We start from the raw sequence: 21529 nt of genomic DNA on the forward strand, positions 1-21529 counted from the left end.
CGCCCTACCGGGTGGGGCGCGGCGGCAGCTGGCAGCAGCCCGGCCGGCAGAGCGCGCCGTTGTCGCCGCAACCGAGTGCGGACGTGTCGCCGCCGCCGTCGGCGTAGTCCTCGATCAGATCGGCGATCATCGCCAGGAACGCCGGGTCGGTGCCGACCGTGTCGGCGCGGGCATAGCCCATCCCCAGTTCCTCGGCGCGCTGCCGGGCCTCGGTGTCCAGATCCCAGACCACTTCGAGGTGGTCGGAGACGAACCCGATCGGACACACCACCACGCGACCGACGCCTTCCTCGGCCAGCGCGTCGAGGTGGTCGCAGATGTCCGGCTCCAGCCAGGGCACCTGGGGCGGACCCGAGCGCGACTGCCAGACCAGATCGTGGTTCTCGACGCCCAGCTCGTCGGCGACGCGTTGCGCCGCCCCGGCCACCTGGCGCGAGTACAGGTGCCCGCCGTCCTCCGGCGGCCCGGCGGTCCGGTCGGCGCCGAGCGGAATCGAGTGCGCGGTGAACACCAGTCGAGCCGGGGCGCCCTCCCCCAACTCGGCCAGCGCACGACGGACCGCCGCCGCGGCCGCGGCGACGAAACCGGGGCGGTCCCAGAACTGCGGAAGTTTGCGCACCAGCAGGTCCGACGAGCCGTCCACCTGCGCCAGCGCACCGGCGAGGTCCTCGTGGTACTGGCGGCAACCCGAGTAACCGCCCCACGCGGACGTCGGGAACACCAGCACCCGACGGTGGCCGTCGCTCCGCAGAGCGGTCAGCGCATCGGCGACGAAGGGTGTCCAGTTGCGGTTACCGAAGTAGATCGGCAGATCCGTGCCGCGCGAACGCAGCTCGGCCTGCAGCGCCGCGATCATGTCCAGGTTCAGCCGGTTGATCGGTGAGATGCCGCCGAAGTGCAGGTAGTGCTCCACCACCTCCTCGAGCCGCTCGGGCGGCACCCCGCGACCGCGCGTGACGTTCTCCAGGAACGGACGAACGTCCTCGGGACCGTCCGGTCCGCCGAAGGAGTGGAAGAGGACGGCGGTGAACTGCTCGGATGCGGCCGCCGTCATGTCAGCTCAGCAGGTTCTCGGGGAACCAGGTGTTGTGGCTGGCACCGCCGTCGACGTAGACGATGGAACCGGTGGTGGCCGGGAGCCAGTCCGACAGCAGCGCGACGACGCTCTTGCCGACCGGGGCGGGATCGTCGACGTTCCAGCCGATCGGCGACGCACCGTCCCAGTACTCGTTGAGCATGTTCAGCTTCTTGGCATCGTCGGTCGCGGTGCCGGAGATCGCCTTGGCGGCCAGGGTCTTGATCGGACCGGCGGCCACCAGGTTGGAACGCACCTTCTTGGCGTACCCCACCTCGCGGGCCACGTAGCGGTTCACCGACTCCAGCGCGGCCTTGGCCACGCCCATCCAGTTGTAGTCGGGCACAGCGGTGCGCGGATCGAAGTCCATGCCCACGATGGAGCCGCCCTCGTTCATCACCGGCAGCACGGCGCGCGCCAGCGACGCGTAGCTCCACGCCGAGATCTCGAAGGCCTTGGCCGCGTCCGGGCCGGGGCCGTCGAGGAACGGCAGCGCATCCGGACCCATCAGGGTGCGCGGGGCGAAGGCGATCGAATGCACCACGCCGTCGATGCCCTCCGGGGCCAGTGCGCGCACCTGATCGGCCAGGGCGCCCAGGCTCTCCTCGTCGGTCACGTCCAGACCGATCGCGTCGGGCACTTCCTGCGGGAGGCGCTTAGCGATGCGGTTGATGAGCCGCAGCCGCTCCGGGATGCCGGTGATGATCACCTTGGCGCCGGCCTCCTGTGCCTGCGCCGCGGTGGCGAAGGCGATGGAGGCGTCGGTGATGATGCCGGTGACGAGAATGGTCTTGCCTGCGAGGATTCCGCTCACGGGATGCTCCTAGAAAGTAGTGGGGTGGGTCAGTGACCCATGCCGAGGCCGCCGTCGACGTTGATCACGTTGCCGGTGACGTAGGCGGAGTCGTTCGAGGCGAGGAAGCTGACGACGGCCGCCACCTCTTCGGGCTGGCCCATGCGCTTGGCCGGAATGGCCTGGTCCACCGCGGTCTTGGTGTAGTCCTCGGGCAGCGCGCGGGTCATGTCGGTGTCGATCAGGCCCGGGGCCACCACGTTGGCGGTGATGTTGCGGCCGCCCAGCTCGCGGGTCACCGAGCGCGCCAGACCGATCACGCCGGCCTTCGACGCGGCGTAGTTCGCCTGGCCGGGGGTGCCCATCATGCCGACGACCGAGCCGAGGTAGATGAACCGGCCCCAGCGCTTCTTCAGCATGTCGCGGGTGGCGGCCTTGGTGACGCGGAAGGCGCCGGTCAGGTTCGCGTCGAGCACCGTGGCGAAGCTGTCCACGCTCATCCGCATGATGAGGGTGTCCTCGGTGATGCCGGCGTTGGCGACGACCACCTCGACGGGGCCCTGGTGCTCGGCGACCTCGGCGAAGGCACGGGTCACCGACTCGTCGTCGGTCACATCGCACTGCACGCCGAACAGGCCCTCGGGGGCGCCGGAGCCGCGGTGGGTCACGGCGACCTTGTGGCCGTCGGCCGCGAGGCGCTGGGCCACGGCCAGGCCGATACCCCGGTTACCGCCGGTGACGAGCACCGAGCGCGGAGTGAATTCGGGGGTCTGTGCATTCTCTGACATGGTTGTCCAACCTATCTCACGGAAGTCGGCGGTTGAGGAAGAGGGCACCCGCGGTCCCGGCGAGCACCAGCAGCGTTCCCGCGATCATCCACGGGCGGGAGTTGTCGCCGCGCTGGCGTTCGGTGCCGATCTGTTCGCGCAGCGTCGAATACACCTTGTTCAGCTCGTCCAACGACGACGCGGTGTAGAAGTTGCCGCCCGAGATGTTCGCGATCTGGCGCAGCGAATCGTCGTCGACGGGCACCGGCACGCGCTGCATCTGGCCGTTCGGCCCCTCCAGTTCGACGGTGCCGGTGAGCGTTCCGAAGGAGATGGTGGAGACCGGGATGTTCTCCTCCTTGGCCTTGCGGGCCGCGGTGAAGCCGCCGCGTTCGGCGTTCGGGCTCTCCGGCACGGTCTGTTTACCGTCGGACAGCAGCACCACGTGCGCGGGCGGCGCGTGCGAGTCGCCGCCGAGCGCCGAGTTGAGCGTCTGAATCTGGTCGAGCGCCGCGAAGATGCCCTCGCCGGTGGCCGTCTTGTCGGCCAGCTTCAACTTTCCCAGCGCGTTCTTGGTGGCGTTGTGGTCGGGCGTCGGCGACACCAGGGTCGACGCGGTGCCGGCGAACGACACCAGACCCAAATTGATGCCCGCGGTCAACTCGTCGGCGAAACGCTTGCCCGCCGCCTGCGCGGCTTCCAGGCGCGACGGCGCCACGTCGGTGGCCATCATCGAGTTGGAGACGTCCACCACCAGCATCACGGTGGCGCGGTTGCGCGGCACGTCGCGTTCGGCCAGCGGACCGGCCATCGCAATGGTCAACAAGAGCAGGCCGACGGCCAGCACACCGAACGGCACGTGCCGGAACCGGTCGCGCGCGCCCGGCGTGACCGACCGCAGCACGTCCAGATTGGCGAAGCGCAGGGCGCGGGTCTTCCGCCGCCGCATCTCGATGACGTACGCCGCCACCAGTGCGACGACCAGCAGGATCGACAGCAGCCACCACGGGTGGCCGAACCAACGGCTCATCTACCGCACCCCCGCCGCACGACGTCGACGGCCCACGAATCGCACGGTGTCGGCGATCCAGTCGCGATCGGTCTGCAGCGTCAGCACCGCCCCGCCGCAACTGCGGAACGCGGCGTGCACCTGCTCCCGGTGGGCGGCCGCGGCGGCCGCGAAGTCCGCGCGCACCTGCGGCGTCACGTCGATTTCCAGGACGTCGCCGGATTCGGCGTCGGCCAGGGTCACCGGGCCCACCGGGGGCAATGCGATGTCCAGTGGATCGAGCACCTCCACACCGAGCAACTCGTGGTGGGCGCCGATGGCGCGCAGCGAACGCGTCCAGTCGAGGGGGCCGAGGAAGTCACTGATCACCACGGCCAGGCCGCGGCGTCGCTGCGGACGACGCAGGGCTTCCAGACCCGCGTTCAGGTCGCCGCGGACACCGGCGTTGCTGCGATGGGTGGTGGCGAGCGTCTTCAGCAGGTTGCGGTCGTGGGCGCGGCCCGAGCGTGCGGGCACGCGCGCGATGGTGTCGCCGGTGACGACGACGGCGCCGTGCCGATTACCGCCGCCGGCGGTCAGGTGGACCACCGCGGCCGCCGCGGCGACGGCGAGGTCGCGCTTGGTGTGCTCCCCCGACCCGAAGTCGAGGCTGGCGGAGGCGTCCATCACGAACCAGGTCTCCAGCTCGCGGTCGGCGATCATCTGCCGGACGTGCGGCTGCGTGGTGCGTGCGGTGACCGACCATTCCATCCGCCGGATGTCGTCGCCGGGCTGATACGGTCGCGCCTCGCCGGGCTCGGAGCCCGGCCCCGGAATCAGGCCGAGGTGGGCACCCTGGAGCACGCCGTCCAGCTTGCGACGGACCGTCAGCTCCAGGCTGCCCAGCGCCGCCGTCAGCTGCGGGTCGTCGAGGTCACCTCCGCGCAGAGACGGCAGATCGCTATTGGCCGACATGACCCTCCGGGGTCGGCGCCTGCTGCGGCGCCTGCTGCTGCTGCGGGACCGGCTGCTGCTGCGGTGCTTGCTGCTGCGTGACCGGCTGCTGCTGCGGTGCTTGCTGCTGCGGGGCCTGCTGGTACTGCTGGGGAGCGGGCTGCTGCGGCACCTGCTGCTGCGGTGCCGCGCTGACCTGCGGAAGTCCGACGGTCTGCAGGATCCGGGTGATGATCTGGTCCGGCGTCACCTCGTCGGCGAGCGCGTCGTAGCTGAGCACCAGGCGGTGACGCAGCACGTCCGGAATGATCTCGACGACGTCCTGCGGGATCACGTAGTCGCGGCCGCGGATCACCGCGAGGGCGCGGGCAGCGGCCACGATGCCGAGGGTGGCGCGCGGGGAGGCGCCGTAGCTGAGCCAGGTCGCCACGTCGGTCAGGCCGAGATCGGCCGGACGCCGAGTGGCGTCGACGACGCGCACCACGTAGTCGACCAGGGCGTGGTGCACGAAGACGCCGGCGGCCACCTTCTGCAGGCGGATGGTGGTGGCCGGGTCCAGGATCTGCGAGGCGGTCGGCGGCTCGATGCCCATCCGATAGACGATCTCGCGCTCCTCCTCCACCGACGGATAGTCGACGAGGACCTTGAACAGGAAGCGGTCGCGCTGCGCCTCGGGCAGCGGGTAGACGCCCTCGTTCTCGATCGGGTTCTGGGTGGCCATCACCAGGAACGGATCGGGCATCGGGTAGGTGATGCCGCCGATGGACACGTGCCGCTCGGCCATCACCTCCAGGAGGGCCGACTGCACCTTGGCCGGAGCGCGGTTGATCTCGTCGGCCAGCAGGAAGTTGGTCACCACCGGACCGAGCTCGGTGTCGAACTCTTCGCGGCCCTGCCGGTAGATGCGGGTACCGATGAGGTCGGTCGGCACCAGATCGGGAGTGAACTGGACGCGCGAGAAGTCGCCACCGATCACGGTGGCGAAGGTCTCCACCGCGAGCGTCTTGGCCACGCCGGGCACGCCCTCGAGCAGGATGTGGCCGCGGGCCAGCAGGCCCACCATGATCCGCTCGACCAGTTCTTCCTGACCCACGATGACGCGCTTGACTTCGTACATCGCCCGTTCGAGGAGTTTGACATCCTCGGGGGTGAGTGCGTTTTCCGCGGCGGCTGAACTCAAACCGGTGACTCCTCTGTAGCTGACGGTGCTGCGAGCGACTCTACCGACCGCCGCGACGGTCAGAGTAGACGCACGACATTCGGCATGGCGCCATCGGTCCGCACCGGCGAGATCTTCACGACGCTGCCCGACTGGGGCGCCTCGATCATGGTGCCGTCGCCCAGGTACATCGCCACGTGGGCGCTGGCGTTGGGGCCGTAGAAGATCATGTCGCCGCGGCGCATCTCGGCCAGCGGAACGTGCGGCCCGGAGGTGTACTGATAGCCGGAGTACTTGGGCAGATCGATGCCGACGCCGGCGAAGGCGTAGACCATCAGGCCCGAGCAGTCATAGCCGATCTTGTTGTAGTCGCCGTAGCTGTCGGCCACGCCGCCGTCGCGGATGCCGAGCGTCGGGCCGTCGGCGTTGCCGCCGCCCCAGGCGTACGGGATGCCCATCTGCGACTTCGCGCGATTGACGACGAGCTCGATGGCCTGCGGTCCCCGCAGACCCGGCCGGGCGATGCCGCCGCCGCCTCCTCCGCCGCCGAAGAGCGCACCCAGCGAACCGGTGCCGAGGCGGGAGATCACGCCGTCGGGACCGTCGCCGATGCTGGATCCGCCCAGACCCAACTCGTCGAGCAGTTCCGAATGCGGGATCTGCTGCTCGCCGATCAAGCCGGCGAGCAGTTGCGTGCCGGTCTCCAGAGCCAGCTTGGCCACCAGGGCTGCGGCCTCGGCGGCCGCGTTCTCGGTGCCCTCGACCTGTGTGGACGGGAGCTGTTCGAGGACGTCGCTCAGCACGGGCGGGGGCGACGTCGGGGTCTTGGTGCCCCGCTGCTTGTCGAGCTTGTTCACCAGTGCGGTGCGCTGGTTGAGCAGGCTCGACCGCTTGGTGTTCTGATCGGTGACGGCCTGGCGGGCGTTGTTCACGGCGGCGATCGCATCGGCGCGACGACTCTCGGCGCCCTTGGCGGCCGCGGCGGTCTGCTTCCGCGTCGCCGACGTCGCCGCGACCCGCTTGGCCTGCTGGCCGCGCATCGCCTGCAGTCGTGCGACGGTGGCGCGCTGTTCCCGGCCCATCTGCTCGACGCTGGTGAGCTGGTCGAGCACCTTGCCGGGATCGTCGGACGAGACGTAATCCGACATCGTGCCGAGGCGATTGTTGCCCTGCCGGTTGACAGCGCGCATGAAGTCGTCGAACGTGCGCTGTGCGTCGGCCACCTGCTGGTTGGTCTTGGTCAGTGCCGCCCGTGCGGCGTCGTCCGTGGCGGCGGCCACCTGCTGGGCGGCGAAGGCGTTCTGGAAGTCGACCAGCGCCTTGTTCACGGCCTGCTGCTTGATGGCGACCGTCGTGGTCAGCTGCGACAGGTTCTGGTCGATGGTCGCGATGTCGTTGATCAACTCCGCGACCGGGGACGGCTTCTTCGCCGGGTCGGCCACCGCGTGGCCTGCGGTCAGCGTGCCCACCACCAGCAAAGCGCTGAGAGTGCCGCCGCGCATCGCCTGACGTGCGGTACTGGTTGCTCGCTTCAACAGAAGTACTCCCTTTGTGTCCCTGCTGAGTACCCGCGACGCATCTGTCTCACTGACACGTCCAACCCCTGGTTACTCAAAAGTGTCTACTGCACCGTACGTCACATCGGACACACCAGGAACCCGACAGGATGAATTACAAACGAGTGATTACCTGCGGAAATGCACTGAACAGCGGAAAGAGTGCTCGCCCCTTGCCCGTCACAGTTGGGTAACGCCGAAGGCTCAGCCGCGACGGCGAACCATGGCGATGCGAGCGCCGACCGCACCCAGTACGACGAGCACGATCAGCAGGATCGTCAGGACGGTCCAGTCCACGTGCGGCTCGGTGGCGCGGTCGTAGATCTGCTGCGCGGCGACGGCCGGGCTGGTGCCCGCTTTGACCTCGCCGGTGCCGTCCTCGAGTTCGACGCGGCTGAACTCGTCGGAGGCGGTACCCATGCCCGACGGCCCGATCACCAGCACGGTGCCGCCCACCTGCGACTGCAGTTCGGTGGCGATGTCGCGGTACACGGTGAACGGCGAATAGCTGGTCTCGAGCACCACGATCTGCAGGTCGTATCCGTCGGAGGCGGCGCCTGCGACCACCTGCTCCAGCGCGGACACCTGGTCGGCGGGGGCGTAGACCCCGGTGGACTGCAAGGCCGCAGCGATCGCCGGAATGTCCAGATCTGCCCACTGCGCGGTGGTGTCGATCGGTGCGGCGAACACGAAGGTGGCCGGTGCCGGCGTCATCTGGAGCTCCTGCGAATCGGAGAGGTACGGACGCGCTCACCTTACGGCAGGCGTGTTCGCTCTCTTGATGGCGACGCGCTACCCGCCGTTCCCGCCAACCAGTACGCCCGTACTGCTATGATGTGCGGGTAGCAGTTCTTCCGTCGACACAGCCCGTCGGCGATCACCCGCGATGAGAGTGGAGCACACCTTGAGCAAGGATTCGTTTGGCGCCCGCGGCACGCTGGAGGTGGGAGACGACTCGTTCGAGATCTTCCGCCTGTCGGCCGTCCCCGGCACCGAGAAGCTGCCCTACGCGCTGAAGGTTCTCGCCGAGAACCTCCTGCGCACCGAAGACGGCGCGAACATCACCGCCGATCACATCAACGCGCTGGCCAACTGGGACCCCAACGCCCAGCCGAGCGTCGAGATCCAGTTCACCCCGGCCCGCGTCCTGATGCAGGACTTCACCGGCGTGCCCTGTGTCGTCGACCTCGCCACCATGCGTGAGGCCGTCAGCGCCCTCGGCGGCGACCCGAACAAGGTCAACCCGCTGTCCCCCGCCGAGATGGTCATCGACCACTCGGTGATCCTCGACGTCTTCGGCCGCGCCGATGCCTTCGAGCGCAACGTCGAGCTGGAGTACCAGCGCAACGGCGAGCGCTACCAGTTCCTCCGCTGGGGCCAGGGCGCGTTCGACGACTTCCGCGTCGTCCCGCCGGGCATGGGCATCGTCCACCAGGTGAACATCGAGCACCTGGCGCGCGTCGTGATGACCCGCAACGGCCAGGCCTACCCCGACACCTGCGTCGGCACCGACTCGCACACCACCATGCAGAACGGCCTGGGCGTGCTGGGCTGGGGCGTGGGCGGCATCGAGGCCGAGGCCGCGATGCTCGGCCAGCCGGTGTCCATGCTGATCCCGCGCGTCGTCGGCTTCAAGCTGACCGGTGAGATCAAGCCGGGCGTCACCGCCACCGACGTGGTGCTGACCGTGACTGACATGCTGCGCCAGCACGGCGTCGTCGGTAAGTTCGTCGAGTTCTACGGCGCCGGCGTGGCCGAGGTCCCCCTGGCCAACCGCGCCACCCTGGGCAACATGAGCCCCGAGTTCGGCTCCACCTGCGCGATCTTCCCGCTCGACGGCGAGACCATCAACTACCTGCGCCTGACCGGCCGCACCGAGGAGCAGCTCGCTCTCGTCGAGGCGTACGCCAAGGAACAGGGCATGTGGCACGACACCGAGAACGAGGCGCAGTACTCGGAGTACCTCGAGCTGGATCTGGGCACCGTGGTGCCGTCGATCGCCGGCCCGAAGCGTCCGCAGGACCGCATCCTCCTGTCGGAGTCGAAGGTGGCCTTCCGCAAGGACATCCACAACTACGTCGAAGAGCACATGCCCGCCGAGCACACCCAGCTCGACGAGGCCGTCGAAGAGTCCTTCCCGGCCTCTGACCCGGCTGCGCTTTCCTTCGCCGACGACGGCGCAGTGAACGTGCAGTCGGCCGCCAACGGCGCCGAAGGCCGCCCGAGCAAGCCGGTCACCGTCACCTCCGACGGCAACACCTTCGTGCTCGACCACGGTGCGGTCGCGGTCGCCGGCATCACCTCCTGCACCAACACCTCCAACCCGTCGGTCATGATCGGCGCAGGCCTGCTGGCCCGCAACGCCGTCGAGAAGGGCCTGACCTCCAAGCCCTGGGTCAAGACCAACATGGCGCCCGGTTCGCAGGTCGTGTCCGACTACTACGACAAGGCCGGACTGTGGCCGTACCTGGAGAAGCTCGGCTTCTACCTGGGCGGCTACGGCTGCACCACCTGCATCGGCAACACCGGCCCGCTGCCGGAAGCGATCAGCAAGGCCGTCAACGACGAGGACCTGACCGTCACCGCCGTGCTGTCGGGCAACCGCAACTTCGAGGGTCGCATCTCCCCCGACGTGAAGATGAACTACCTGGCGAGCCCGCCGCTGGTCATCGCCTACGCCCTGGCCGGCACCATGGACTTCGACTTCGAGACCGAAGCCCTGGGCCAGGACACCGACGGCAACGACGTCTTCCTGAAGGACATCTGGCCGTCGGCGCAGGAGATCGACGACACCATCAAGTCGGCGATCAACGCGGACATGTTCACCAAGTCGTACGCGACCGTGTTCGACGGTGACGAGCGCTGGCAGGGTCTGAACACCCCGGACGGCGACACCTTCGAGTGGGACGAGAAGTCGACCTACGTCCGCAAGGCCCCGTACTTCGACGGCATGACCATGGAGCCGGACCCCGTCGCCGACATCAAGGGCGCGCGCGTCCTGGCGCTGCTGGGCGATTCGGTCACCACCGACCACATCAGCCCGGCCGGTCCGATCAAGCCGGGCACCCCGGCGGCCCAGTACCTGGACGCCAACGGTGTGGCCCGCAAGGACTACAACTCGCTGGGTAGCCGCCGTGGCAACCACGAGGTGATGATCCGCGGCACCTTCGCCAACATCCGTCTGCAGAACCAGCTGCTCGACGGCGTGTCCGGCGGCTACACTCGCGACTTCACCCTCGAGGGCGGCCCGCAGTCGTTCATCTACGACGCGTCGGTCAACTACCAGGCCGCCGGCGTCCCGCTGGTGGTCCTGGGCGGCAAGGAGTACGGCTCGGGCAGCTCGCGCGACTGGGCCGCCAAGGGCACGGTGCTGCTCGGCGTCAAGGCCGTCATTACCGAGTCGTTCGAGCGGATCCACCGTTCCAACCTGATCGGCATGGGCGTCGTGCCCCTGCAGTTCCCGGAGGGCGAGTCGGCCAAGACCCTGGGCCTGGACGGCACCGAGGTCTTCGACATCACCGGCCTGGAGAAGCTCAACGAGGGCGTCACCCCGGAGACCCTGAAGGTCACCGCCACCAAGGAGAACGGCGACGTCGTCGAGTTCGACGCAGTGGTCCGGATCGACACCCCCGGTGAAGCCGACTACTACCGCAACGGTGGCATCCTGCAGTACGTGCTCCGGAACATGATCCAGAGCTGATAGACAGTGCCACGGGTCAGCGATGACCGGCTTGCCGCGCGTCGTCGGGAGATTCTCGACGGCGCGCGGCACTGTTTCGCCGAGTACGGCTACGACGGGGCCACGGTCAAACGGCTGGAAGAAGCCACCGCGTTGTCGCGGGGTGCGATCTTCCACCACTTCAAGGACAAGGAAGCACTCTTCCTCGCCCTGGCGCGGGAAGACGCCGAACGGATGGCCGACGTGGCCGCCCAAGAGGGTCTGGTGCAGGTGATGCGCGACATGCTCGCCCGCCCCAAGGACTTCGATTGGCTGGGCACCCGGCTGGAGATCGTCCGGAAGATCCGCAGCGATCCGGCGTTCGCCCAGGCCTGGGCCGCGCACAACGACGACCTGGAAGCGGTCACCCTCGCTCGCCTGCAGCGCAAGCGGGAGGACGGCAGCCTCCGCAAGGACGTGCCGACCGAGGTGCTGGTGACCTACCTGGACCTCGTGCTCGACGGGCTCATCACCCGCCTGGCCACCGGCCAGTCGACCGACGATCTGCACGCCGTGCTCGATCTGGTCGAAGCATCGGTCCGCACTGGGGACTGACACAGCGACAGGCGCCCGTCGGCGGTGGAGTCATACAGACCCGCGGGGAATCCCACCGCCGACGGGAAGTCGGGCTAGCGTGAGGCGTACCTCACCTTCCTGACTCACTAGGAGCCCCGTGTACCCCGGAAACCACCTCGCCGCCGCGGCCGACAAGGCCGCGCTGATCCGCCCTTCCACCGGAGAGAGCGTGACGTATGCCGAGCTGATGGCACGGTCGACGAAGATCGCCAATCATCTGCGTGAGCTGGGCCTGCGGCCGGGCGACACCGTAGCGGTGGTGTCCGACAACGATCTTCGCGTCTTCGACGTCTACTGGGCCGCGGTCCGCAGCGGCATGTACGTGACCGTGGTGAACAACCACCTGACCGCGCCCGAAGTGAACTACATCCTGGCCGACTGCGGCGCCGGCGTGCTGTTCGCCTCCGCGCTGGTGGCCGACGCGGTCGCGCTCGCGGCCGAGGTGATCGACCGCTCCGACCGCCGGATCGCTTGGGGCGTAGGCGGAATCGACGGATTCACCTCGTACGACGAGGTACTCGCCGTCGCGTCGGATGCGCCGCTCACCACCCAGCCGCGCGGCACCGACATGCTCTACTCCTCCGGTACCACCGGACGCCCCAAAGGCATCCGACCGCCGCTGCCGGAGGGGCAGGTCGACGAGATCCCGGACACCGTCAGCGCCGTCTTCGGACCGTTCTACGGTTTCGGACCGGACACCGTGTACCTGTCCCCCGCACCCGTGTATCACGCTGCGCCCCTTCGCTATTGCGCGATGGTGGCGTCGCTGGGCGGCACCGTGGTGATGATGGACCGATTCGAACCGGAAGAGGCTCTGCGCCTCATCGAGGAGTACTCGATCACCCACAGCCAGTGGGTGCCCACCATGTTCGTCCGCATGCTGAAGCTCCCCGACGAGGTGCGCGGCCGCTACGACCTGACGAGCATGCGGGCCGCGATCCACGCCGCGGCGCCGTGCCCTGCCGAGGTCAAGCGGAAGATGATCGAGTGGTGGGGTCCGGTGATCCAGGAATACTACGCGGCCACCGAGGCCGCCGGCGTCACGCTGATCGGACCGCAGGATGCGCTCGAGCGGCCCGGCTCGGTCGGTCGTGCGGCACTGGGCGTGATCCACATCTGCGACGACGACGGCAACGACCTTCCGGTCGGCGAGGTCGGCACGGTGTATTTCGAGCGGGACTTCGCCGCCTTCACCTACCACAACGACCCGGAGAAGACGCGAGCCTCGCGTCACCCGCAGCACGAGTTCTGGGCCACCACCGGCGACCTCGGCTACCTCGACGAGGAGGGGTTCCTGTATCTGACCGACCGCAAGGCGTTCATGATCATCTCCGGCGGCGTCAACATCTATCCGCAGGAGTCGGAGAACGTCCTGATCAATCATCCGGCCGTGAGCGACGTCGCGGTGCTGGGCCTGCCCGACGACGACCTGGGCGAGGTGGCTCGCGGTTTCGTGGAATTGGTCGACGGGGTGGAGCCCACGCCGGAGCTCGCCGACGATCTGATCGCCTACGCCACCGAGCAGTTGGCGGCGTACAAGGTGCCCCGGTCCATCGAGTTCCTCGACGACCTGCCGCGCACGCCCACGGGCAAGCTGGTCAAGGGGGAACTGCGCAAGCGGGTGCTCACGCCAGTTCGATGATCTCCTGATATTCGTCGGACCAGTGGTCCTCGGTGCCGTCGGGCAGCAGGATCACGCGCTGCGGATCGAGGGCCGCCGCAGCACCGGGGTCGTGGGTCACCAGGACCACGGCCCCGGTGTAGCTGCGCAGGGCTTCGAGAACCTGCTCGCGGGAGATCGGATCCAGGTTGTTGGTCGGCTCGTCGAGCAGCAGGACGTTCGCGGCCGACGACACCAGGCCGGCCAGGGCGAGACGGGTCTTCTCGCCGCCGGACAGCGTCCCGGCGGGCTGCTCCAGCTGGGCGCCGGAGAACATGAACGCGCCCAGCAGGCCGCGCAGGTCCTGCTCCCCCGCGTCCGGGGCGGCGTGGCGGATGTTCTCCCAGACCGTGGCCGCGTCGTCGAGGGTGTCGTGCTCCTGGGCGAAGTAGCCCAGCTTCAGCCCGTAGCCGGGCTCGATCGTTCCGAGGTCGGGTTCCTCGGTGCCGGCCAGCAGCCGGAGCAGCGTCGTCTTACCGGCGCCGTTGAGCCCGAGCACCACCACGCGGCTGCCCTTGTCGATGGACAGGTCGACGCCGGTGAAGATCTCCAACGACCCGTAGACCTTGGTGAGGCCCTGCGCGGTGAGCGGCGTCTTGCCGCACGGCGCCGGTTCGGGGAAGCGGATCTTGGCGGTCCGGTCGGCCACGTGCTCGGCTTCGAGCTCGTTCATCATCTTCTCGGCGCGCTTGAGCATCTGTTGCGCCGCAGTGGCTTTGGTGGCCTTGGCGCCGAGTTTGGCGGCCTGCACCCGCAACGCGCCGGCCTTCTTCTCGGCATTGGCGCGTTCGCGGCGTCGACGCTGTTCGTCGGTCGCACGCTGATCCAGGTAGCGCTTCCAGTTCATGTTGTAGACGTCGGCCTCGCCGCGCACCGCGTCCAGGAACCAGACGCGGTTCACCACGTCGTTGAGCAGTTCCACGTCGTGGCTGATCACCACCAGCCCGCCGTCGTGGTTCTGCAGGAAGGTCCGCAGCCAGGCGATCGAGTCGGCGTCGAGGTGGTTGGTCGGCTCGTCGAGCAGCAGCGTGGTGTCGGACTTACCGGAGCCGTCCGACGCTGCGAACAGGATGCGGGCGAGTTCGACGCGACGACGCTGACCGCCGGAGAGCGTGCGCAGTTCCTGTTCGAGCACGCGCTCGGGCAGCCCGAGGTTGCTGCAGATGCGCGCCGCCTCCGACTCGGCGAGATAGCCGCCGAGCGTGCCGAAGCGTTCTTCGAGCCGGGAGAACTTGGCGATGGCCCGGTCGCGGTACTTGTCGTCGGTCGCCTCGGCCATCAGGGTCTGCTGCCGGGCCATCTGCGCGAGGATCTCGTCGAGGCCGCGCGCCGACAGCACACGGTCCTTGGCGAGGATCGACAGATCGCCCTCTTTGGGGTCCTGCGGCAGGTAGCCGATCGGCCCATTGCGCCGGACCGAACCGGCGTACGGCTCGGTCTCACCGGCCAGGATACGCAGGCTCGTGGTCTTGCCTGCGCCGTTCCGCCCCACCAGGCCGATGCGGTCGCCGGGGGCGATGCGCAGGGCGTCGCCGGGCGCGGACAGCAGCGTCCGGGCGCCCGCTCGTACCTCAAGGTCGGTCGCGGTGATCACGTCGCACCATGCTACCGGCGCGTCGGCAGGCCCCGAAATCGTGCGATGACGCCGTAGTGGTCAGTGCCCGGCACCTCGAAGCTCGCGAAGTAGACCGGCTCGGGTCCGCCCCGGGACAGGACGTGATCGATGGCCAGCAGCGGCGGGAACCACTTGTCGGCCGGATAGGTGCGGACCATTCCGGCACCGGTCCCCTCGGCCGCATCGGTCATGGCCGGGCGCCCCTCGGACGTCACCATCAGTTGCCGGTACTGCCGGTGGTCGTAGGTGGCGTTGAAGTCGCCCGCCGCGATCACCGGACCGGTCTCCGCGGACAGCACCGTCGACAGTTCCTCCAGTTCCCTGCGCCACTGGTCGGCGGTGTCCGGGTACGGGGGCATCACATGGATGCCATAGACGGCGATCGGCCGGCGGCCCGGAACCTCCACCACCACACGCAGATTCGGCAGCCAGAAGCCGTCGAGGCGGCGCTGGTCGGAGATCGGGTAGCGCGACAACACGGCGCCGCCGTTGCCTGCGACGGCCGGATAGGCCACCGAATACGGCAGGGCCGCGGCGATCGGCGAGGCCTCCAATCGGCCCCACGCCGCCGGCGTCACTTCGGTGACGGTCAATACGTCGACCTCCTCGCGCGCCACCGTGTCGGCCAGTTCGCCGAGATCGGCCCGCCCCTGATCCAGATTGAGCTGCATCACGGTGAACTCGCCGGGTCCCGATGTCGCGCTGAAGTACAGCGGCGCCTGCGTCAGCAGGCCGACGAGCACCACGACCGCACCGATGCCGACCACCCACCATGCGCGCACGATCAGGGCCAGCAGCAGACCGATCAGCGCGACGGCCATGAGCATCGGCGCGAACGCGACGGCACTGGTGATCAGATCGCCGGTGAACTGCGTGTAGTGCAGATAGATGCCGAGGAGGCCGACCCCGACCGCCACTCCGGCGACCCACCTGCCACTGCGCACCCACACGGCCCTCACCCTACGGGTCCACTAGCCTGGAACGATGACCGATCTGCTGATCGTCGGCGCGGGACCGGCCGGGCGAGCACTGGCGCATCGGGCGGCGAGGCACGGCGTGCAGGTGACCCTGGTGGATCCGGCGCCGGAGGCCCGGTGGGCGATGACGATCGGCGCCTTCGTCGACGATCTGCCCGACTGGCTCGATCCGACCGTGGTGGCCGCGGCCGCCGATGAGACGGTGGTCTACACCCCGCGGCGTCGATCGCTCCCCCGCGCGTACGCGGTGCTCGACGCCGCGGCGCTGCAGGATGCCCTGACGCTCGACGCCGTGCACGTGGTGCCTGCGGCGGCAGCGCGGGTCACCGCCGATCGCGTACACACCGTCGACGGTCGGCAGTTCACCGCGCGGGTCGTGGTGGATGCGCGCGGCGCCGCCGAGGTGTCGACGACGATTCCGCGCCAGCGCGCGGTCGGGACGTTCGTGGCCGCCGCCGATACGGCCCCGGAGATGGTGCTGATGGATTGGCGCGCCACCCCGGTGCACCGGCCGTCGTTCAGCTATCGCGTGCGCGTCGACGCGCATCGGGACCTCGTCGAGGAGACGTCGCTCGCAGCGGACCCCACGGAGATCGGGCGCGCAGAACTGGCGCAGCGCAACGCCGCGCGCCTGCCGGGAGCTCGCGTCGGCCCAGCAGAATGGGGCGGGGACGAGTGGGTGGATTTCCCGATGTATGCCACCGCGGCACCGTGGCGGCAGACGCCGGTGCGCTTCGGGGCGGCGGGCGGATTGATGCATCCGGCGACCGGCTACAGCGTCGCCGAGTCGTTGCGGTGGGCCGACGTGCTCGCGGCCGATCTCGCCGCCGGGGGCGTCGGCGCCGCCCTGTGGCCGCGGTCGGCTCGCTGGGTGTATCGCCTGCGTCTTCGCGGGCTGGCGGTGCTGCTCGGCTTCGACGGACCGCAGCTCACGGCTTTTTTCGACGCCTTCTTCGCACTCCCGATACGAACACAGCGAGCCTATCTGTCCGGTCGCACCGACCTGACGGGGGTGCTGGCGGCGATGCTCGCTGTGTTCGTGCGGGTGCCGTGGCGACTGCGCGTCGCCGTGGCGTTGGGGTTTCTGCGACCCGGTTTTCTCAGGCCTGGGCGTCGGGTGCCTGCGCCTGGGCCTCGGCGATCGCCTTGTCCACGTCGAGGGCCTTGACCTGCTCGAGGAGCGAATCCAGGGCCTGCGGCGGCAGTGCGCCGGCTTCGTTGAAGACGAGATGACCCTTCTTGAAGACCATCAGCGTCGGGATGGAACGGATGCTCGCGGCCTGCGCGAGCTGCTGCTCCGCCTCGGTGTCCACCTTGCCGAAAACGATGCCGTCGTGCTTCTCCGCTGCGGCCTCGAAAGTCGGGGCGAACTGGCGGCAGGGACCACACCACGACGCCCAGAAGTCCACCAGGACGATCTCGCTGTCGAGAACGGTCTGCTCGAAATTGTCACCGGTCAGTTCGATTGTGCTCATGTCTTCCTTAACGTCGTCGCGTCGCTCGGTTATTCCGAGGCTACCGGTGCGGCGGCCCGCCCGGGGACTGCGGCGGAAGGTTGGGGCGCGGCTGATTCAGCACGGTGGGCTGCTCGCCCAACGGCGGTGACGTCGGCCGCGGGCGCGGCGGCGGCTGTTGGGCCTGGGGGCGCGGCTGTGGATTCTGCGGGGGCCGCGGATTGTGTTGGGGTCGGGGCTGCTGCTGGGGCTGGGGTGGCGGGGGTCGGGTCCAGTTCTGCGGCTGCGGCGGCATCGGCGGACGCGGCCCCATCTGCGGGCCGATCGGGGCGGCCGGCGCGGCCGGGCGGCGGCGACGGCGCAGCAGCATCCAGGTCATTCCGCCCAGCAGCAGCACGCCCGCGCCGATGAGCGGACCGATCCACACCCACGGATTGAGCGAACTGTCCTGCTTCGGCGCCACCGCCAGGGTCACGCCGTGGCTCTCCAGGTACGAGCGCAGCGCGATGTTGTCGGTGATGAAGTTGAAGGACGCCTTCTCATCGCGCAGGGCGGCGCCCGAGGAATTGGTACCGACCACCGCGCCGTCGGCGCCCACGGTCGGACCACCGGACATGCCCTGGCCGAGCACGGCGGAGATCTCGGTGCGGTACAGGCCGTTGTCGCTGTTCTGCCGCGACGAGACGGTGCCGTTCTTGTACGACGGCTGCGCGATGGCCGTGGACTCGTTGGTCGACTGCACAGCGCCGGGGAAACCGACGGCGACCACTTCGTCGCCCGGTTCGGGCGCCTCGGCGGAGATCACCAGGGCCCGGAGTCCGTCCCGCGGAGCGACCTTCACCAGCGCGTTGTCGCCCTCGTCGAAGCTCTGGTAGTTCACCACGTCGACGGCGGTCCACTCCGGGAACAGCTGATGGTCGCCGGTGGGTTGACGCAGACGCACGGTGGTGGACGCACCCGCGTCGCCGTTCGGCGCACGCACGGTCCATTCCTCGGCGGCGGCCTGTTCGTAGATCCGCGACGCCCACGCATCGTCGCGCCCCTGCGCGCGGGCGACCGTCTCCACGGCACGCTGCCGGAAGGCGTTGAGGATGCCCTCGTCGGACGGATCGACGCAGTGCCCGGCGGTCGCCACATAGCCGGCCGGGTCCACCACGTAGCCGGTGCAGTTGCCGGTCACGGTGAGGTCCTCGAGCCAGCGGTTGCCGCTCTCGAACGGGATCTGCACGGCCGCAGTGAACTCGGTCTGCAGGAAGACGAGCGACGGTCCCACCGTGTCCGCGATCGACCCGGAACCGTCGGCTCGCGCCATCCCCGCGCCCCCGGTCGTGAACGCGAGCACGCCTACTGTCAGCAGCGCCAGCGCGCGCGGAAACGTCCTCACGCGGCTGAAAGTATCACAGGCCTCAGACGGTGAACCCGAGGGCGCGCAGCTGTTCGCGACCGTCGTCGGTGATCTTGTCCGGGCCCCACGGCGGCAGCCAGACCCAGTTGATCTCCACGTCGGTGCACAGGCCGCTGCCGACGAGTGCGCCGCGCGTCTGATCCTCGATCACATCGGTGAGCGGGCAGGCCGGCGAGGTGAGCGTCATGTCCAGGCGCACGGCGGCGTCCTCGTTCACCTCGAAGCCGTAAACCAGGCCGAGGTCGACGACGTTGATACCCAGCTCGGGGTCCACCACGTCGCGCATCGCCTCTTCCACGGCGTCGTGCGACGGCAGAGCGGTGTTCGGTTCGGTCATCTCAGACTCCAGTCTTCTCGTCAATTTGGGCCAGCGCGTCCTTGAAGGCCAGCCAGCCGAGCAGAGCGCACTTGACGCGCGCCGGGTACTTGCTGACGCCGGAGAAGGCGATGCCGTCGCCGATGAGGTCCTCGTCGCCGAGGTCGGCGCCCCGCGAGGTCAGCATCCCGTGGTACGACTCCACGGCCGCCAGGGCCTGCTCGGTGGTCAGGCCGACGATCTGGTCGTAGAGCACCGAGGTGGAGGCCTGCGAGATCGAGCAACCCTGGCCGTCGTAGGAGACGTCGGCGATCACACCGTCGTCGACGGCCACCCGCAAGGTCACCTCGTCGCCGCAGGTCGGGTTGACGTGGTGTACTTCGGCGCCGAAGGGTTCGCGGAGACCGCGACCGTGCGGGTGCTTGTAATGGTCCAGGATCACTTCCTGGTACATCTGCTCCATTCGCATGGTCAGTCCTCTCCTCCCCCGCTAGTGCCGAAGAACTCCTGCGCCCGCCGGATGCCTGCGGCCAGGGCGTCGACCTCGTCGACGGTGTTGTACAGCGCGAACGACGCGCGGGCGCTGGCGGCGACGCCGAGACGTCGGTGCAGCGGCCACGCGCAGTGGTGGCCCACGCGGATGGCGATGCCCTCGTCGTCGAGGATCTGTCCGAGGTCGTGGGCGTGGATGCCGTCGACGACGAAGGAGACCGCAGCGCCGCGGTCGGTGCTGTCGGCCGGGCCGATCAGGCGCAGTCCGTCGATCGCGCCGAGCTGCTCCAGGGCGTGGTCGACGAGGACGTGCTCGTGCGCGGCGATCTCGTCCATGCCGATCGCCTCCAGGTACTCCACGGCGGCGCCGAGCCCGATCACCTGCGAGGTCATCGGCACGCCGGCCTCGAAGCGCTGGGGCGGCGGCGCGTAGGTGGAGCCCTCCATGGTGACCGTCTCGATCATCGATCCGCCGGTGAGGAAGGGCGGCAACTGCGCCAACAGCTGCGCGCGCCCGAACAGCACACCCACGCCGGACGGGCCGAGCATCTTGTGCCCGGAGAACGCGGCGAAGTCCACGCCGAGGGCGTGGAAGTCCACCGGCAGGTGGGGCACCGACTGGCACGCGTCCAGCACGGTGATCGCATGCACCGCGCGGGCCCGGGCCACCAGCTCCGGCACGTCGGTCACCGCACCGGTCACGTTGGACTGGTGCGTGAAGGCGACGATCTTCACTGAATCGTCGAGGGTCAGCGAGTCGAGGTCGATCCGGCCGTCGTCGGTCACGCCGTACCAGGCCAGCGTGGCTCCGGTCCGTCGGCACAGTTCCTGCCAGGGCACCAGGTTCGCGTGGTGCTCGAGCTCGGTCACCACCACGGTGTCCCCCGGTCCCAGCGGCGCACCGTCGAACACCGTGGCCGATCGCTCGTCGCCCAGGGCGTAGGCCACCAGGTTCAGCGCCTCGGTGGCGTTCTTGGTGAAGACGATCTCGTCGACTGCGGCGCCCACGAAACCGGCGATCGCCGCCCGCGCGTGCTCGTAGTCGTCGGTGGCCTCCTCGGCCAGCTGATGGGCCCCGCGATGCACGGCGGCGTTGCGGTTCAGGAGGAAGTCCCGCTCGGCGTCGAGCACCTGGAGCGGTCGTTGCGACGTGGCGCCCGAATCGAGGTAGACCAGCGGCCGATCCTCGCGCACCGTGCGCGCGAGGATCGGGAAGTCGGCCCGGATCCGGTCGAGGTTCACTTCGCTGCGACGGCGGAGGTGAACCGGACGTAGCCGTTCTCCTCGAGCTCGTCGGCCAGTTCGGGACCGCCAGATTCCGCGATCCGGCCGTCGACGAAGACGTGCACGTGGTCGGGCTTGATGTAGCGCAGAATCCGGGTGTAGTGGGTGATCAGCAGGACGCCGCCGCCTTCGCTCTCGCGGTAGCGGTTGACGCCCTCGGAGACCACGCGCAGTGCGTCGACGTCCAGGCCGGAGTCGGTCTCGTCGAGCACGGCGATCTTCGGCTTGAGCAGCGACAGCTGCAGGATCTCCAGGCGCTTCTTCTCGCCGCCGGAGAAGCCTTCGTTGACGCCGCGGTCGCCGAACGCCGGGTCGATCTCCAGCGCGCTCATCGCTTCGCGGTTCTCCTTGACCCAGTGGCGCAGCTTGGGGGCTTCGCCGCGGACCGCGGTGACCGCGGTGCGCAGGAAGTTCGACGTCGAGACGCCGGGGACCTCCACCGGGTACTGCATGGCCAGGAACAGGCCGGCGCGGGCGCGCTCGTCGACGCTCATGGCCAGCACGTCTTCACCGTCAAGGGTGATCGAACCCTGAGTGACGGTGTAGCGCGGGTGACCGGCGATGGCGTAGGCGAGGGTCGACTTGCCCGAGCCGTTGGGGCCCATGATGGCGTGCGTCTGGCCCGAATCGAGGCTCAGATTGACGCCCTTGAGGATGTGGATGGGCTCGGCGTCGGCGTCGGCCGGGGTCACGTCGACGTGCAGGTCGCGGATTTCGAGAGTGCTCACAGTTGGTCTCGT

General features: G+C 69.0%; 20 protein-coding genes. 4 read left to right on the forward strand and 16 right to left on the reverse strand.

The window, feature by feature from the left end:
* Window positions 1–4: 4 nt before the first annotated feature.
* The 8 genes from ABD989_RS02020 to ABD989_RS02055 all read right to left on the reverse strand — a co-directional run bounded on the left by ABD989_RS02020 (window position 5) and on the right by ABD989_RS02055 (window position 8006).
* Window positions 5–1054, reverse strand: a complete 1050-nt coding sequence (locus ABD989_RS02020; RefSeq protein ID WP_246995943.1) for a ferrochelatase — start codon at window positions 1052–1054, stop codon at window positions 5–7.
* Between the two features lies 1 nt (window position 1055).
* Window positions 1056–1889, reverse strand: coding sequence for an NADH-dependent enoyl-ACP reductase InhA (gene inhA, locus ABD989_RS02025; RefSeq protein ID WP_246995941.1), 834 nt, complete (start codon window positions 1887–1889; stop codon window positions 1056–1058).
* Window positions 1890–1918: 29 nt separating this feature from the next.
* Window positions 1919–2656 carry a 3-oxoacyl-ACP reductase FabG1 gene (gene fabG1, locus ABD989_RS02030; protein ID WP_246995939.1) on the reverse strand — a complete coding sequence of 246 codons (738 nt, stop codon included), beginning with the start codon at window positions 2654–2656 and terminating at the stop codon, window positions 1919–1921.
* Window positions 2657–2672: 16 nt separating this feature from the next.
* Window positions 2673–3665: a VWA domain-containing protein gene (locus ABD989_RS02035; RefSeq protein ID WP_345312235.1), complete on the reverse strand. Its 993-nt coding sequence runs from the start codon at window positions 3663–3665 to the stop codon at window positions 2673–2675.
* A complete protein-coding gene (locus ABD989_RS02040; protein WP_246995935.1) occupies window positions 3666–4598 on the reverse strand; it encodes a DUF58 domain-containing protein in 933 nt (310 codons plus the stop codon).
* Window positions 4585–5694, reverse strand: coding sequence for an AAA family ATPase (locus ABD989_RS02045; protein WP_345312472.1), 1110 nt, complete (start codon window positions 5692–5694; stop codon window positions 4585–4587). Before ABD989_RS02045 ends, ABD989_RS02040 begins: the two co-directional genes overlap by 14 nt.
* Window positions 5695–5816: 122 nt before the next feature.
* Window positions 5817–7271, reverse strand: a complete 1455-nt coding sequence (locus tag ABD989_RS02050) for an NlpC/P60 family protein (protein WP_345312236.1) — start codon at window positions 7269–7271, stop codon at window positions 5817–5819.
* A gap of 225 nt (window positions 7272–7496) precedes the next feature.
* Window positions 7497–8006 (reverse strand): Rv1476 family membrane protein, encoded by a 510-nt coding sequence (locus ABD989_RS02055; RefSeq protein WP_345312237.1) that lies wholly within the window; start codon window positions 8004–8006, stop codon window positions 7497–7499.
* A gap of 172 nt (window positions 8007–8178) precedes the next feature.
* Between ABD989_RS02055 and acnA the strand changes: the two genes are divergently transcribed.
* The 3 genes from acnA to ABD989_RS02070 all read left to right on the forward strand — a co-directional run bounded on the left by acnA (window position 8179) and on the right by ABD989_RS02070 (window position 13228).
* Window positions 8179–10992 carry an aconitate hydratase AcnA gene (gene acnA, locus ABD989_RS02060; protein WP_345312238.1) on the forward strand — a complete coding sequence of 938 codons (2814 nt, stop codon included), beginning with the start codon at window positions 8179–8181 and terminating at the stop codon, window positions 10990–10992.
* Between the two features lie 6 nt (window positions 10993–10998).
* Window positions 10999–11565, forward strand: a complete 567-nt coding sequence (locus ABD989_RS02065) for a TetR/AcrR family transcriptional regulator (protein ID WP_345312239.1) — start codon at window positions 10999–11001, stop codon at window positions 11563–11565.
* A 118-nt stretch (window positions 11566–11683) separates the two neighbouring features.
* Entirely contained in the window at window positions 11684–13228 is a 1545-nt protein-coding gene (locus tag ABD989_RS02070) for an acyl-CoA synthetase (protein WP_345312240.1), read from the forward strand.
* On the opposite strand, the gene ABD989_RS02075 is transcribed toward ABD989_RS02070, so the two are convergent.
* Both ABD989_RS02075 and ABD989_RS02080 read right to left on the reverse strand, forming a co-directional pair.
* A complete protein-coding gene (locus tag ABD989_RS02075; protein WP_345312241.1) occupies window positions 13212–14840 on the reverse strand; it encodes an ABC-F family ATP-binding cassette domain-containing protein in 1629 nt (542 codons plus the stop codon). The genes ABD989_RS02070 and ABD989_RS02075 overlap by 17 nt on opposite strands.
* An 11-nt stretch (window positions 14841–14851) precedes the next feature.
* Window positions 14852–15811, reverse strand: coding sequence for an endonuclease/exonuclease/phosphatase family protein (locus tag ABD989_RS02080; protein WP_345312242.1), 960 nt, complete (start codon window positions 15809–15811; stop codon window positions 14852–14854).
* 34 nt (window positions 15812–15845) lie between these two features.
* Here ABD989_RS02080 and ABD989_RS02085 point away from each other — a divergent pair, with 34 nt between their 5' ends.
* A complete protein-coding gene (locus ABD989_RS02085) occupies window positions 15846–17006 on the forward strand; it encodes a lycopene cyclase family protein (RefSeq protein ID WP_345312243.1) in 1161 nt (386 codons plus the stop codon).
* On the opposite strand, the gene trxA is transcribed toward ABD989_RS02085, so the two are convergent.
* The 6 genes from trxA to sufC are packed head-to-tail and all read right to left on the reverse strand — an operon-like array spanning window position 16939 to window position 21517.
* Complete coding sequence (gene trxA, locus ABD989_RS02090; RefSeq protein ID WP_246995917.1) at window positions 16939–17313, reverse strand: thioredoxin; 375 nt, start codon at window positions 17311–17313, stop codon at window positions 16939–16941. The two genes, ABD989_RS02085 and trxA, sit on opposite strands and share 68 nt — an antisense overlap.
* A 40-nt stretch (window positions 17314–17353) precedes the next feature.
* Window positions 17354–18676, reverse strand: coding sequence for a S1 family peptidase (locus ABD989_RS02095; protein WP_345312244.1), 1323 nt, complete (start codon window positions 18674–18676; stop codon window positions 17354–17356).
* A 22-nt stretch (window positions 18677–18698) separates the two neighbouring features.
* Window positions 18699–19034 carry a metal-sulfur cluster assembly factor gene (locus ABD989_RS02100; RefSeq protein ID WP_345312245.1) on the reverse strand — a complete coding sequence of 112 codons (336 nt, stop codon included), beginning with the start codon at window positions 19032–19034 and terminating at the stop codon, window positions 18699–18701.
* A 1-nt stretch (window position 19035) separates the two neighbouring features.
* A complete protein-coding gene (gene sufU, locus ABD989_RS02105) occupies window positions 19036–19482 on the reverse strand; it encodes a Fe-S cluster assembly sulfur transfer protein SufU (protein WP_345312246.1) in 447 nt (148 codons plus the stop codon).
* A gap of 2 nt (window positions 19483–19484) precedes the next feature.
* Window positions 19485–20747 (reverse strand): cysteine desulfurase, encoded by a 1263-nt coding sequence (locus ABD989_RS02110; protein ID WP_345312247.1) that lies wholly within the window; start codon window positions 20745–20747, stop codon window positions 19485–19487.
* A complete protein-coding gene (gene sufC / locus ABD989_RS02115; protein WP_246995907.1) occupies window positions 20744–21517 on the reverse strand; it encodes a Fe-S cluster assembly ATPase SufC in 774 nt (257 codons plus the stop codon). The genes ABD989_RS02110 and sufC overlap by 4 nt, the downstream gene beginning before the upstream one ends.
* Window positions 21518–21529: the final 12 nt, after the last annotated feature.

Origin of the sequence: Gordonia alkaliphila (assembly GCF_039542465.1) — a bacterium.
GTDB lineage: Bacteria > Actinomycetota > Actinomycetes > Mycobacteriales > Mycobacteriaceae > Gordonia > Gordonia alkaliphila.

Bases quoted from the DNA above. Each gene is read 5' to 3' on its own strand.
- ABD989_RS02020 (WP_246995943.1), bottom strand. From the start codon at position 1,054: ATGACGGCGGCCGCATCCGAGCAGTTCACCGCCGTCCTCTTCCACTCC.
- fabG1 (WP_246995939.1), bottom strand. From the start codon at position 2,656: ATGTCAGAGAATGCACAGACCCCCGAATTCACTCCGCGCTCGGTGCTC.
- ABD989_RS02035 (WP_345312235.1), bottom strand. From the start codon at position 3,665: ATGAGCCGTTGGTTCGGCCACCCGTGGTGGCTGCTGTCGATCCTGCTG.
- ABD989_RS02040 (WP_246995935.1), bottom strand. From the start codon at position 4,598: ATGTCGGCCAATAGCGATCTGCCGTCTCTGCGCGGAGGTGACCTCGAC.
- ABD989_RS02045 (WP_345312472.1), bottom strand. From the start codon at position 5,694: ATGTACGAAGTCAAGCGCGTCATCGTGGGTCAGGAAGAACTGGTCGAG.
- ABD989_RS02055 (WP_345312237.1), bottom strand. From the start codon at position 8,006: ATGACGCCGGCACCGGCCACCTTCGTGTTCGCCGCACCGATCGACACC.
- acnA (WP_345312238.1), top strand. From the start codon at position 8,179: ATGAGAGTGGAGCACACCTTGAGCAAGGATTCGTTTGGCGCCCGCGGC.
- ABD989_RS02085 (WP_345312243.1), top strand. From the start codon at position 15,846: ATGACCGATCTGCTGATCGTCGGCGCGGGACCGGCCGGGCGAGCACTG.
- trxA (WP_246995917.1), bottom strand. From the start codon at position 17,313: ATGAGCACAATCGAACTGACCGGTGACAATTTCGAGCAGACCGTTCTC.
- ABD989_RS02100 (WP_345312245.1), bottom strand. From the start codon at position 19,034: ATGACCGAACCGAACACCGCTCTGCCGTCGCACGACGCCGTGGAAGAG.
- sufU (WP_345312246.1), bottom strand. From the start codon at position 19,482: ATGCGAATGGAGCAGATGTACCAGGAAGTGATCCTGGACCATTACAAG.